Here is a 13,075-nt window from a genome sequence, read left to right as displayed (position 1 = left end):
GCGCCGATGCTGGCAGCCGGGCCCCGGGGAATGGAAGATGATGAAGCCATTCATGCCTGACCATCGAAATCTGTACGGGTCCGTGCCGCGCGGCCGGAACCGGTACGGGAACGGGGCACCGCATGCCACGACCTCTCGACCGCCGAGCCCTGCTGCTGTCGGCCGGCCCGCTGCTCGCCGGCGCCGCGGGCTGCACCGCCGCCTCCCGAACGTCGTCGGAGCCCTCGGCATCCGCGTCCCCGCACGCCCCGGCATCCGCGTCCCCGCACGCGTCGCTCCCCGCGACCACCGCCTGGCGCCCGAACCGCGACGACGTCGACCCCGACGTGAAGCTGCGCGCCGTCCAGGTGGTGGAGGCGATCGGAGCCTGGCCCGCCGGACAGGGTGGCGCCGACGCGGCGAAACGGCGGCTGGCCGCGCTCGGCGCCGCTCCCTCGCTGCTGGACCGGGCGGGCCCGATGCGGCCCGCCGCGCCCGAGGCCGCGCTCCAGGTGATCGAAGCCCAGTACGGCGGGATCCTGGCGGACCGGGCCAGCGTGATGGTGGCGTACCGGCAGTGGACGCCCGGTCATGACGGCGGCACCACCGTCGAGGTCCTGCTCGACCGGGCGCGGCCCCGCTGGGACGTCACCGGACTCCGTCCCGGCCGCCCGGGCCCCGCCGCGGCCCACATCCCCCCGACGGCGCGGCAGGTGCTCGACCACGCGCGGATCGGGCTGCCTCCCGCGGCGGCGGCGGACATCCGCAGCGGGCACATCCGTCCGGCCGCGCTGCACACCCTGCTGGAGCTGGCGGGCACGTACCGGATCGACGTCACCGTGTTCAGCTCCGGGCACCCGCTGTACGTGTTCGGCACCGACAGGCTCAGCGATCACCCGCCGGGCCGGGCCTTCGACGTGTGGCGGATCGACGGGCACCCGGTCGTCGACCGGGCGACCTCGCGCAGGCTGATCGAGTCGTTCATGCGGGACGCGGCGGCGGCCGGTTCGTACAACGTCGGCGGGCCGTTGCGGCCCTCCGGAGGCGCCACTCCCAACCAGTTCTTCACCGACGACACCCACCACGACCACGTGCACGTGGGGTTCGCCGGCTGACACCGCCGGCGCGGCCCGGGCGCCCCCTCCCGCGCCCGGCGCGGCACTCACCGTCCCGCCCCGGCCGTACCGGACCCGTGTGCGGGACCGGCACCCCAGGAGTGACGGACGGTCCGATGACGAGGCCCGCACCCGACCCGCTCGTAGGCTCGGACCATGCGCGTACTCTTCGCCTCGACCCGCGGATCGGGCCACTTCCAGCCCCTCGTCCCCCTCATCGACCTGTGCACCGCACGGGGCGACGACGTCCTCGTCGTCGCCCCGCCCGCCCTCGAACCACTGCTGGCGTCCCGTCAGCAGCCGTACCGCATCGGGGCGAAGCCGCCGGACGACGAACTGTCCGCGACCCTGGCCAGGGTGCTGAGCCTGCCCCCGGACGACGGCGTCCGCCTGATGATCCGGGAGGTGTTCGGCGGGCTGCTCCTGGACGCGATGCTGCCGGAGCTCGACGAGGCGTGCCGCACCTGGCGTCCCGACCTCGTGCTGCACGAGGCCTGCGAGTTCGCCTCGGTGGTCGCCGCCGAACGCCACGGAATCCCGCACGCCCGGGTCGCGATCTCGGCCGCGGGATTCACGGACTTCACCGAGGCACAACTGGAGGCCGTGTTCGAGCCCCACGGCCGCGGCCTCGCGGACCGGCTCCGGACGTCCCCGTACCTCACGCGCCTGCCGGCCTCCCTGGACCCCTCGCCGTACACCGAGACCCATCGCTACCGCGAGCCCGCGCGACCCGGCTCCCCGTCGGACCGGTGGGACGACGGCGAGGAACCGCTGGTCTACGCCACCCTCGGCACCGAGGCGGGCACCCTGCCGACGGCCGCCGAACTCTACCGGGCCCTGCTGGACGCCGTGCGCGGACTGCCGGTGCGCGTCCTGCTCACGGTGGGACACGGCACCGACGCGGCGGCCCTGGGACCGATTCCGCGCAACGTCCGGGTGGAGTCCTGGGTACCGCAGGACGACGTCCTGCGCAGCGCCTCCCTCGTGGTCTGCCACGGCGGGTCGGGAACGGTGTTCGGCGCCCTGGCGGCCGGCGTCCCCCTTGTCTGCGTCCCCCTCTTCGCCGACCAGCCGGTCAACGCGCGGCTGGTGGCCGCGGCGGGCGCGGGGCTCGCCGTCACCCCGACCGGAGCCCCGGCCGACGAGGCCGCGGTGCTCGGCACCGATGACGTCCGCGACATCCGGTCCGCCGTCGAACTGCTGCTCAAGGACGCGTCGTACCGGGCGCGGGCCGGGCACCTCGCCGCCGAGATGCGGTCCGCCGCCGACTGCGCGGAGACGATCGCCACCCTCGATCCCACCACCTGAACCGGACGTGCCGGGCCCCACCCCGCCGGGACCCGGCACGTCCGTACGGTGGGGGTTGCGGCACGCGGGCACTGCCGCGACGCACCAGCGGGCATGGGAAGAGGGTGCCAGCAGTATCCGAGCCCGTGATCAACCTCGTCCGGCGTACCACCGAGCCCGTCGGGGCACAGACCCTGCGCTCCACGGCGGCAGCCGTCATCGCCTACGTCGTGGCGGTGTGGACCCTTCCCCACCCCGCCCCCCTCACGGCGCCGCTCACCGCGCTCCTCGTCGTCCAGGTCACCCTCTACGCCACCCTCACCACCGGGATCCGCCGGGTGAACTCGGTCGTCGTCGGAGTGGTCATCGCCAGCGCGTTCAGCTCCCTGGTCGGCCTCAACTGGTGGAGCCTCGGACTGACGATCTTCGTCTCGCTGATCATCGGGCGACTGGTGCGCGTCGACGAGTTCGTGCCCGAGGTGGCGATCAGCGCCATGCTCGTCCTCGGCGTCACCCAGGTCACCTCCACGGCGCTGGACCGGGTACTGGAGACCCTGATCGGCGCGGGTGTGGGACTGCTGTTCAACCTGCTCCTCGCGCCGCCCGTGTGGGCGCAGACCGCGGGCGCCTCCATCGACAGCCTGGCCCGGTCGATGGGGACGATGTTCCGCGCCATCGGCGAGGACGTGCACGGCCGCGTCTCCGTCCCCCGGGCGGCCGACCGCCTGCACGAGGCCCGACGGCTGGACCACGACATCGTCGAGGTCGACGCCTCCCTGCGGCAGGCCGAGGAAGGACTCACGCTCAACCCGCGCGTCCGGCAGGGACTGCTCTACCGGGTCGTGCTCCGCACCGGTCTGGACACCCTGGAGATCTGCGCGGTGGTGCTGCGGGTGCTCGCGCGCACCCTGACCGACCTGGCCAAGGCCCGGACCGACGAGGCGCTGTTCCCCGCCGACGTCGCCGACTCCCTGCGGGAGCTGTTCGGACAGATGGCCGACGCCGTCGAGGCGTTCTCGGCCCTGATCACCACCCCCCTCGCGGAGAACGCCGAGGAGGCGGAGGACCGCCTGGCCCGCGCGCTCGCCGTCGGGCGGGCGACCCGGGACCGGGTGGCCGACCAGCTCCTGGAGAACGTCCAGGAGCACCCCCGGCAGTGGCAACTGCACGGAGCCCTGCTCGCCGAGATCGACCGGATCCTGGACGAACTGGACATCGACAAGCGCACCGAACGGCTCGGCAGGGAACTCGACCGGCGCTCGGCCCAGCTGCACGAACGCCACCCCTGGCTGCGCGCCGTGTCCCGGAGACTGCGGGGCGACCGGGACTGAGACGACGCCGCCGTGTCCCCGGCACGGACCGGGGCGAGAACGCGCACACCACCGAATCCGTCACTCACCGTCACCAGCGCTCACCCGGACGGTCGTCCCCTTTCACTCCGCTGCTCCCCGTGCCGCGCCGACCCGGCCGGTGCCCGGGAACGCTGGGGGCCGTGCCGTCGAACGGCAGCCGGCGGTTCGACGACACGGCCCGGGCCCATCCACCGCCCCCGACGAAGAGAGACCAGCATGCCCTCCTCACCCCTCCCCGCCCCGCGGACACGGATAGCCGGGCGCCGCGCGCGGACCGTCGCCGCCGCGGTCACCGCCGCCGCGCTCGCCGCGGCCGCTGCCCCCGCCGCGGCCGACACCGACGCCGACGCCGATCCGGCCGTCACCCGGCCCACCGTGGTGCTGGTGCACGGCGCGTTCGCCGACGCCTCCGGCTGGAAGGCGGTGGCGGAACGTCTCCGGGGCGACGGCTACGAGGTCATGACCCCGGACAACCCGTTGCGCGGGCTCGCCGCGGACTCCGCGCACCTGGCCGCGGTGCTGAAGGGCGTCAAGGGGCCGATCGTGCTGGCCGGCCACTCCTACGGCGGCGCGGTGATCAGCAACGCCGCCGCGGCGAACCCCCGGGTGAAGGCCCTGGCGTTCGTGTCGGCGTTCATGCCCGACAAGGGGGAGTCGCTCAGCGACCTGGGGACGCGGTTCACCGGTGCCGAACTGAACGCGGCCCTGAAGCCGATGCCGGTCAAGAACGCCGACGGCACCGAGGGAACCGACCTGTACATCCGTCCCGAACGGTTCCGCGAGGTCTTCGCGGCAGACCTTCCGGCGGGTGCCGACGCACCGACGGCAGCAGCCCAACGGCCCCTCGGAGGCGCCGCGTTCATGGACCGGGCGACCGCGGCGGCCTGGCGGACCATCCCGTCCTGGGCGCTGGTCGCCACCCGGGACAAGGCGATAGCCCCGGACCTGGAACGCTTCGAGGCGAAGCGCGCCAAGTCGCACACCGTCGAGATCGACTCCTCGCACGCCGTACCGGCAGCGCACCCCGACGCGGTCGCCGACCTCGTCCGGCAGGCCGCCGGGGGCGGGACGTCCGACACGTCGTCGATGGCCTCGACCGGCATCAGCACCCTCATCCTGGCAGGCCTCGGAGGCCTCGCGGTGCTCACCGTCCTGACCGGCGCGGGAATCCTCGCCGCGGCCCAGCGACGGCGCATCACCGGAAGCGGAACCGGCCGGCTGCTCTGACCCGCACCGGCCCGGTTCACGCACCCGGCCGGACACGGCCCGGCCCCGGGACCGGGACCGGGCCGTATCCGTGGAACGGACGTCGCAGGGTGGCCGCCCGGCTCAGGAATGGGCGCGCACCGCCACGATCCGCGGATGCCGCGCGCCGTTCGTCGCGTCCACCCCCACCCGCAGGGCGGAGACGGTCCGCGGCCCGAAACGATGGACGCGGTGGCGCCGGCGATTGCCCGTCTCCTCGGCGACCCGGTGCCAGCGGCCGTCCTCCAGTACCTCGACGTGGTAGTCGCGCACCAGCTCCGGCATGATCTCGAACGGGGTGCGGTGCAGGTGCAGGTTGTTGAGGTACTCGTCGACGTCGTCGTCGAACACCAGCCGCACGGTGCCGATCTCGACGGGGGAGTCCCAGTCGAGCCGCAGCCAGCCGGGCCCCTCGTGTTCGGCCTGCCACAGCTGGGGGCCGCCGTAAGGGCGTTGGAAACCGCCGACGGCCTTCCCCGGCCGGTACGCGTCGGTGGCGCCCGCCCGGAAGCAGAAGCTGCGCCGCCGCAGCCCGCGCGCCGCCCATTCGGTCACCAACTGCCTTTCGATACCGGGGAGGCCGTCGTCGGACTCGCTTTCTTCGCGCGGGTCGCGGGCCAGGGCGAGCACGCCCGTGCGCCGCTCGTCGGCGAGGTGCAGAGCGACCCCCTCGGCCGCCCGCACCACGACGACGGCGTTCCGCGGCTCCTCGGGGCGCCAGGCGAGGGGCACCTCGATCCACTGCAGCTTCCCGGCCGTGACGTCGACCGTGCGGGTGTCCAGCAGGCGTACCGGCACGGCGTTCTCGCCCCGCACCGTGTCCCACAGCTCCACCCGCAGCGCCGTCGCCGTCTCGGCGTCGACGAGCAGCTCGAAGCCGTCCAGGCACGGATCCACCGGCAGGACGACCCCCAGATCGCTGTCGAGCGGAACGCTCTCGGTACCGGGGCCCGGTTCGACGGCCAGCTCGGCCAGGGTGCTCGACGCGCTCACCCGGGCGGCTCGCGCCAGGTCGTCGGGGTCGGTGTTGCGCACCCCGATCAGCGAGGCGTCCTGGAGGATCAGGGTCTGCTGCAGACGCCGGTCCGCCGCCAGTTCACGCGGGGTGACCCCGTCCCGCACGCACAGCGCGGCACCGGTGCCCGCCGCCTCGCCGATCGTCGCGCAGGTCGCCATTACCCGGGTCGTGCCGAAGGCGATGTGGGTCGCGGAGATGTTGCGGCCCGCGAAGAGGAGATTGCGGACATTGCGTGAGTAGAGGCTGCGGAACGGAATGTGGTACACGCCGTCGGAGTACGTCTGGTGGGCGCCCGGACGGGTCGCGTACATGCCCTCCACGGGGTGCAGGTCGATCGACCAGCCGCCGAACGCGACCCGGTCGCCGAAGGGCTCCTGCCCCATGATGTCGGTCTGGGTCAGCACGTGGTCACCGAGAAAGCGCCGGTACTCGCGCTTGCCGGGCACGGACCCGACCCACTCCAGGGTCAGCCGGTCGGCGTCGAACTTCCCCGAGTTCTTGATGTGGTCCCAGATGCCGTGGATCACGGCCCACAGCTCGTCGCGGATGCGTTCGTTGTCGTGGACGACGTCGAGTTCGCCGCCCCACTCGATCCACCAGTAGTCGCAGCCGTTGTCACCGGTGCGGATCAGCCGGTGTTCGGGGATCGGGGTGTCGAGGACGTTCCTGGCGAACGACGGCGCCACGTACTTCACCGGGTGCCCGGCGTCCTTCGTGTAGAAGAGGATCGTGGAACCGAGGAGTTCCCGGTCGGGCGTCTTCGGCGCCCAGGTCTCGCCGAATTCGGCGCGGGACTCCCGGCCGATCCGGTGGTCGGCGCCCGCGAGATGGCCGACCAGGCCGTCGCCCGTGCAGTCCAGGAAGACCGGGCCGGTGAAGGTGATCAGCCGTTCCGACCCCATCGTCCAGCCGGTGACCGAGGTGATCGTGCGCTCCTCGGCGGGTCCTTCGGCGGCCACCTCGCGCACGTCCGTGTTGAGGAACAGCGTCAGGTTCGGTTCGGCGAGCAGCGCGTCCAGCACCACCTGGTCCCAGTAGTATGGGTTGCCTTCCGGATTGCGGTACTGGTTCTCCAGGTACAGCTCGCCCATGATGCCCGTCTCCCGGGCCCATCGCTGGGTGCCGTGCGCGGTCGCCCCGCACACCCACACCCGTACCTCGCTGCTCGAATTCCCGCCCGGCACCGGACGGTTGTGGACGAGGGAGACCCGTCGGCCCAGCCGGGCGGCGGCGATGGCGGCACAGACGCCGGCGAGCCCCCCGCCGATGACGGTGACGTCGCTCGTGACGGTTTCCTCACGCATGACGTGTCGGGCCCCCTCCCGGACGGGCGCGCCCGCGGACCGTCGCGCGGCCGGACGGGCACGGATCTGCGACCGGACACGGATCCGCGGACGGGCACGGGGCTCCGGCGCGGAACCGGTCTTGGGGAACGAGCTCGCTCACGGCACCAGCCTCGAATCCGACAGACGCGGCGAGGGCGGCGCCGCCCCGTCCAGCGTCGCCGAGTACAGCGCGGCGTGCTCCTCGCGGGACACCACCGACCGGCCGCCGCGCACCGTGAGCCGGTTCCCGCGCGGAGTCGTCCAGCGCACCTCGGCGTGATCGCCTGCCGTGACCACCTCGGGGCCCGGCTCCCGGCCGTGTTCCGTGCCGGACGGCACCAGGGACAGCGAACCCGCGGCGAAGGCGTCGCCCACCGCCGCCCAGTCCAGTTCGGCCGGGACCGGGCTCTCGAAGAGGACGATTTCGAGCCGGGCCCCGCCCTCGTGCGGCACCAGCCGGACCGAGGGGGCGCGACCGCCGAAGGTGCCCCCGGCCAGTCGGAGGTCCAACCGCACCGTTCCCAGGTCGAGTTCGACGCCGCCCTCCAGCTCGATCGCCTTCGGCACCGACGGCGCGCCGATCACGTCCACCACGAGTCGCAGCGACCGGGCCCGGAACCGGTCGCCCGGCTCGATCATGTCCAGGTGGTGGTGCCGGTCGCCCGCCGGGCAGGCGAACCCCGCCAGCCAGGCCACATGCGGACCGCTCTGCACGGTCGACAGGACACCCGAAGCGAAGTCGAAGTCCTCCGCGCCGTCGTCCTTCACCAGATGGACGTGCAGATGCCCGGGGGAGCCGTCGGGCCTGACCCAGTGACCGAACAGGGCCCGCCGCTGCAGCCAGGTGTCCTGGTGATTGACGCTGCCCAGCGTGGTGACCGCGTCCAGCCAGGTCGTCCCGGTCTCCGGGTGGGGCGACTCGGCGAAGAGCTCCCGGTGCTCGTGCTCGCCCTCCAGGGCCGCCAGCCGTGCCGCCGCCCACGGGGGCATGCGGTAGTCGACACAGGCGTGCACCCCGACCGACATCTCCCCGCCGACCGGGCCGATCTCCGGCGTGCCCAGCGCCCCGCGCACCGCCTTCACCAGGAACGGCGGCACCCCCAGGTCGTTGCTGTAGCAGCGGGCCATCGGGCCGGAGAGCTGGCGGGTGGGCGGGTGCCAGCGGGCCAGGAAGTGCAGCCAGAGCCGGTCGTGCAGCCGGTCGTTGAGTTCCAGCACCCGCGCGTCGGACACGTGCTCCCGGATCAGCGTCAGGGTCTGGAGCACGACACCCCAGTAGGACGGGCTGTTGAACTCGGTGAAGCTTCCGGTGACGTCGATCGCCTCGCACAGCCGCGTCATGCGGTCCCTGCCGTACGCGAACAGCGCCTCGTCGTCAAGGAGCCTTCCGGCGGCGAGCGCGACGAACGTGCCCATCACGGCGACGTTGGTGTACGACATGGGGACGTTCCGGCGGACGATCGACGCCGCCGCGTGCCGCACCGACGCGCGCAGTTCGTCCAGCACGGGCGGCGGCAGCCGGTCGCCGTGGCGGGCGTGGATCAGCAGCATGTGGATGCCGAGGAAGTCGGCCCAGTTCCAGTCCGGCGGATCCATCCGCGAGGCGGGCTCCTCGGCGTAGTAGCCCCAGATGCCGTAGGTCGGGCTCTCCTCGGACCGGTCCTGGAGCTCCGCGACCCGCAGGATCGCGGCGTGGGCGCGCTCGGCGTCGCCCTCCGCGTCCCGCTCCAGCAGGAGCAGCGCGTACTGAAGGGAGTTGCGGGTGGGGTGCGCGAGACCGCCCTTGATGTGGGTGTGGATGGGGTTGTAGGGGGCTTCGACCTGCAACAGGTTCGCCTCGGGGTCCCAGCGGCGATCACCCTCGGAAAGGGTCGCTCGCAGCAGGGCGCGGTCGTACTCGGCGGCCGACCAGGCAGGGTGCACGGGATGTCCTCCAGCTCGCGATCGTCCGTTCGACGATCTCCGGAAACGCTTGGGAAACGTTTTCCAGAGGCTAAGCCGAGGTCCACCGCCCGGCAAGGGGCAAGCGCTGAACACTCGGCGAGAAGTCCTCCTCTCACCCATTGACGCGGCGATATCGCGCGGTGCAAGGTGACCCCGGCTGGAAAACGCTTTCCGGCCAGTTCCGGTCTGTCCTGAATGGAGTCCCCGATGAGACCCTCCCTGCGCATCGGAATGACGGGCGTCACCGCGGGTGCGCTCGTCTGTGCGCTCGCCTCGTGTTCCGGCTCCGGAAGCGATACCGCCGACGGCACGGTGACCATCACCGTCTCCGGGCGCCCGCCGGCCACCGACGCGGCCTCCGTCAAGACGTTCGAAGCGCGGGTGGCGGAGTTCGAGAAGGCCAACCCCAAGATCAAGATCAGGACGAACGAGTACCAGTACGACCAGCAGAGCTTCCAGACCAAGGTCGGCGGCGGCAGCCTGGAGACGATCGTCCGGGTGCCGCTGACCGAGATGTCGGGCCTGATCAAGCGCCGGCAGATCGCCGATCTCACCGAGGACTTCAAGAAGCTGAAGCACAGTGAGGCCTTCAACCAGGTGGCACTCGGCGCCGCGAAGGGCCTGGACGGCAAGATCTACGGAATCCCCACCGAGGAGTACGCCCTCGGACTGCTCTACAACCGGGACCTGTTCCAGAAGGCCGGGCTCGACCCCGACAGGCCGCCGACCACCTGGACCGAGGTCCGCGCCGCTGCCAGGGCGATCTCCGGGAAGACCGGCGCCACCGGCTACGCCCAGATGACCAAGGAGAACACCGGCGGCTGGATGCTCACGGCCATGGCCTACTCCTTCGGCGACTCCATGCAGGAGGAGTCCGGCGGAAAGTGGGTCAACACCTTCGACCGTTCCGGCAGCGGCGCCGAGAAGTCCCTCGACGCGCTCAAGCTGATGCGCTGGGCCGACGACTCGATGGGCAGGAACCAACTGCGCAACATGACCGACGTGGAGAAGGACTTCTCCGCCGGGAAGATCGGCATGACGATCGCCGGACCGAGCACCGTCAACCACTACGTCCAGCAGTACAAGGGCGACCCGAAGACCGTCGGACTCGCCGCCATGCCCACCGGCGGCGGCGCCAGGCGGACCCTGGCCGGCGGCACCATCGCCGTCATCAGCCCCCGAGCCACCCCGGAGCAGCGCGAGGCCGCCGCGAAGTTCATCGACTTCTACTACCTCTCCACCAAGTACGACCCCGCCCTCGCCGAGAAGGACGCCGCGGCCAAGAAGAAGGACGGCGCCGTGATCGGGGTGCCGACCGTGCCGTTCTACGAGCCCGCCGTCGCCGGTCCGGTCAGGGAAGCGGTCGCCGGACAGGCCAACGTCCCGGTCGAGCACTTCGCCGTGTACAGCGAGGCCCTCGACGCGTCGGAACTCGTCGTCGAGCCGTCGGTGGAGGCACAGAACGTGTACAAGGCCCTCGACAGCGCCGTGCAGGCGGTGCTGACCCGCAAGGACGCGGACCCGGCCGAGCAGCTGAGGAAGGCCGCCGCACAGGTCAAGTCCCAGGTGGAACGGTCGCAGCACTGAGCGCCCGTCGGGCGGCCTGCGACCGGGCGGCCACGTCCCGGCACGCACGTTCCCGGTGTTGCCGGGATGAGGGGCAGCTCCGCCACCGGGCCGTCCCGGCGTACCGGAGTCGCACGCGCCACGCCGCGTCCGCCTTCCGGTCGAAGCCCACCCGACAGGCTCCGAGACGTGCCCGGCACGTCGGAACCGAGCACAGCACGAGGAGAGGCGAGGAGACGTCATGAGCAGGTCGCACGCGCCTGCGGCGCCCGCCGGGAACCGCACCCGCAAGGACCGGACGCGCGAACACCGTCCGGACGACGAACCCGAGGCGCCCCGGACGCCGCAGGGGCCGCCGCGCAACGCCTCCCCGCGGCGCGGCGGTCCGGCGGAACGCCTCGTCCGCTGGGTCAGGCAGGGCGGGATCACCACCATCCTGTTCGGCCTGCCCATGGTGTTGTGCTTCGCCTACTTCTCCTGGTGGCCGATCGTCCAGAGCGTCCGGCTCAGCTTCGAGCAGACCAACCTGGTCGGACCGGCCACCTGGGTGGGCCTTGACAACTTCCGGCACGTGCTGGAGGACCCGCTGCTGTGGACGGCCGTCGAGAACACCGCGCTGTTCGCGGTGCTCGCCCTCGTGATCGGCTTCCCGCTGCCGCTCTTCCTCGCCGTGCTCATCGCCGAACTGCGGCGCGGCGGAACGCTGTTCCGCATCCTCGCCTACCTTCCGGTGGCGATCCCGCCGGTGGTCTCCGTCCTGCTCTGGAAGGTGTTCTACGACCCGGACGGCGGCCTGTTCAACCAGTTGCTGGCCCAGGTGGGGCTCGGCCCGTACCCCTGGCTCCAGTCCACCGACACCGCGATGCTGTCGATCGTCCTGGAAGCCACCTGGGCGGGCTTCGGCTCCACGGTGATCATCTACCTGGCCGCGCTCGGCTCCGTACCGACCGAACTCTACGAGGCCGCCGAGATCGACGGAGCGGGCATCTGGCGCCGGGTCTGGCACATCACCCTGCCCTCACTGCGCGGTGTCGTCCTGATCATGCTGCTGCTCCAGATCATCGGCACCCTCCAGGTCTTCACCGAACCCTTCGTGATGACGGACGGCGGCCCGGAGGACTCCACCGTCACCATCCTGATGCTCATCTACAACTACGCCTTCCAGAACGGCGACTTCGGGGCCGCGACCGCGCTCAGCGTGATGCTGGCCCTCGTGCTCGGCGCGCTCTCGGCGATCTATCTGCGGGCGACGAGGAGCTGGAGCAACTGATGGCCGCAACGACACCCCCGCGCATCCGTCGCCGCAACCGCCCCGAGGCGAGCGGGCGCGGACTCATCTCCCCCGCCGACCGGCGGCGGACCTCCGTACGGGTCTCGCTCCGCTCCGTCCAGGGCCTCACACTCCTGCTGCTGCTCGCCTTCGGCGCGGCACCGCTGTACTGGACCTTCAAGGGAGCCGTCTCACCGACCCAGGAACTGCTGCGCGACCCCCTGGCGCTGTGGCCCGACCACGCGCAGTGGGAGAACCTCTCCCGCGCCTGGAACGAACTCCAGGTCGGCCAGTACCTGTGGAACACCGTGGTCCTGGTGACCGGCTCCGTCCTCGCGCACCTCCTCGTCGCCACCACCGGCGGCTACGTGCTGTCCGTGCTGCGCCCCGGATGGGCGGCGCCCGTGCGCTGGATGGTGCTCGCCACCCTCTTCATCCCCGGATCCATCTCCCTGGTCGCGCTCTACCTCACCGTGCTCGACCTGCCGGGCCTCGGTATCTCGCTCGCCAACAGCCCATGGGGGGTCTGGCTGCCGCACGCCGCCAGCGCCTTCACCGTGCTGATCGTGATGAAGTTCTTCGACGGCATCCCGCGCGAACTCTTCGAGGCCGCCAAGGTCGACGGCGCGGGCCCGTTCGTCATCTTCCGCCGGATCGTGCTGCCCATGTCGCGCCCGATCCTCGCGGTGGTGACCCTGCTGACGGTCATGAACTCCTGGAAGGACTTCCTCTGGCCGATGATCGTCATCTCGGACACCGAGAAGCAGCCGATCTCCGCCGCCCTGCCGCGCCTCGCGGAAACGGCGGAACAGTCGCTGCTCATCGCCGGGATGCTGCTCGCCATCCTGCCCCCGGTCGCGCTGTTCCTGATCTTCCAGCGGCAGATCGTACGCGGCGGGGGAGGCTTCACCGGCCTCAAGGGATGAGTACCACCCGGGCACGGACGCGGACCCGGTCCGCGCGGGCCGGCGGCG

The 13,075-nt window shown here is 72.0% G+C and carries 9 protein-coding genes; 7 read left to right on the top strand and 2 right to left on the bottom strand.

What is annotated here, in order from left to right:
- The first annotated feature begins 122 nt into the window (after nt 1-122).
- The 4 genes from ACF1CT_RS17325 to ACF1CT_RS17310 all read left to right on the top strand — a co-directional run bounded on the left by ACF1CT_RS17325 (nt 123) and on the right by ACF1CT_RS17310 (nt 4,960).
- The gene (locus ACF1CT_RS17325) at nt 123-1,094 is read left to right on the top strand and encodes a hypothetical protein (protein WP_391784688.1); all 972 of its coding nucleotides are present in this window, start codon (nt 123-125) and stop codon (nt 1,092-1,094) included.
- Nucleotides 1,095-1,250: 156 nt separating this feature from the next.
- Nucleotides 1,251-2,402, top strand: coding sequence for a glycosyltransferase (locus ACF1CT_RS17320; RefSeq protein ID WP_391784687.1), 1,152 nt, complete (start codon nt 1,251-1,253; stop codon nt 2,400-2,402).
- 104 nt (nt 2,403-2,506) lie between these two features.
- A complete protein-coding gene (locus ACF1CT_RS17315; protein WP_391784686.1) occupies nt 2,507-3,712 on the top strand; it encodes an aromatic acid exporter family protein in 1,206 nt (401 codons plus the stop codon).
- Nucleotides 3,713-3,949: 237 nt separating this feature from the next.
- Nucleotides 3,950-4,960: an alpha/beta fold hydrolase gene (locus tag ACF1CT_RS17310; protein WP_391784685.1), complete on the top strand. Its 1,011-nt coding sequence runs from the start codon at nt 3,950-3,952 to the stop codon at nt 4,958-4,960.
- A 102-nt stretch (nt 4,961-5,062) separates the two neighbouring features.
- Here ACF1CT_RS17310 and ACF1CT_RS17305 read toward each other — a convergent pair whose 3' ends face one another.
- Together ACF1CT_RS17305 and ACF1CT_RS17300 are read right to left on the bottom strand one after the other, a co-directional pair.
- Nucleotides 5,063-7,300: an FAD-dependent oxidoreductase gene (locus ACF1CT_RS17305; RefSeq protein ID WP_391784684.1), complete on the bottom strand. Its 2,238-nt coding sequence runs from the start codon at nt 7,298-7,300 to the stop codon at nt 5,063-5,065.
- 138 nt (nt 7,301-7,438) lie between these two features.
- Nucleotides 7,439-9,244 carry a hypothetical protein gene (locus ACF1CT_RS17300; RefSeq protein ID WP_391784683.1) on the bottom strand — a complete coding sequence of 602 codons (1,806 nt, stop codon included), beginning with the start codon at nt 9,242-9,244 and terminating at the stop codon, nt 7,439-7,441.
- A 228-nt stretch (nt 9,245-9,472) separates the two neighbouring features.
- On the opposite strand from ACF1CT_RS17300, the gene ACF1CT_RS17295 reads away from it, so the two are divergent.
- The 3 genes from ACF1CT_RS17295 to ACF1CT_RS17285 all read left to right on the top strand — a co-directional run bounded on the left by ACF1CT_RS17295 (nt 9,473) and on the right by ACF1CT_RS17285 (nt 13,027).
- Nucleotides 9,473-10,852: an ABC transporter substrate-binding protein gene (locus ACF1CT_RS17295; protein WP_391784682.1), complete on the top strand. Its 1,380-nt coding sequence runs from the start codon at nt 9,473-9,475 to the stop codon at nt 10,850-10,852.
- Between the two features lie 220 nt (nt 10,853-11,072).
- Nucleotides 11,073-12,101 carry a carbohydrate ABC transporter permease gene (locus ACF1CT_RS17290; protein ID WP_391784681.1) on the top strand — a complete coding sequence of 343 codons (1,029 nt, stop codon included), beginning with the start codon at nt 11,073-11,075 and terminating at the stop codon, nt 12,099-12,101.
- Nucleotides 12,101-13,027: a carbohydrate ABC transporter permease gene (locus tag ACF1CT_RS17285; protein WP_391784680.1), complete on the top strand. Its 927-nt coding sequence runs from the start codon at nt 12,101-12,103 to the stop codon at nt 13,025-13,027. The genes ACF1CT_RS17290 and ACF1CT_RS17285 overlap by 1 nt, the downstream gene beginning before the upstream one ends.
- Nucleotides 13,028-13,075 lie beyond the last annotated feature (48 nt).

Source organism: Streptomyces sp. NPDC014734 (assembly GCF_043083325.1).
GTDB lineage: Bacteria > Actinomycetota > Actinomycetes > Streptomycetales > Streptomycetaceae > Streptomyces.
Note: the sequence above shows the minus strand (reverse complement) of the source record. Positions and strands in the feature narration are given on the sequence as shown.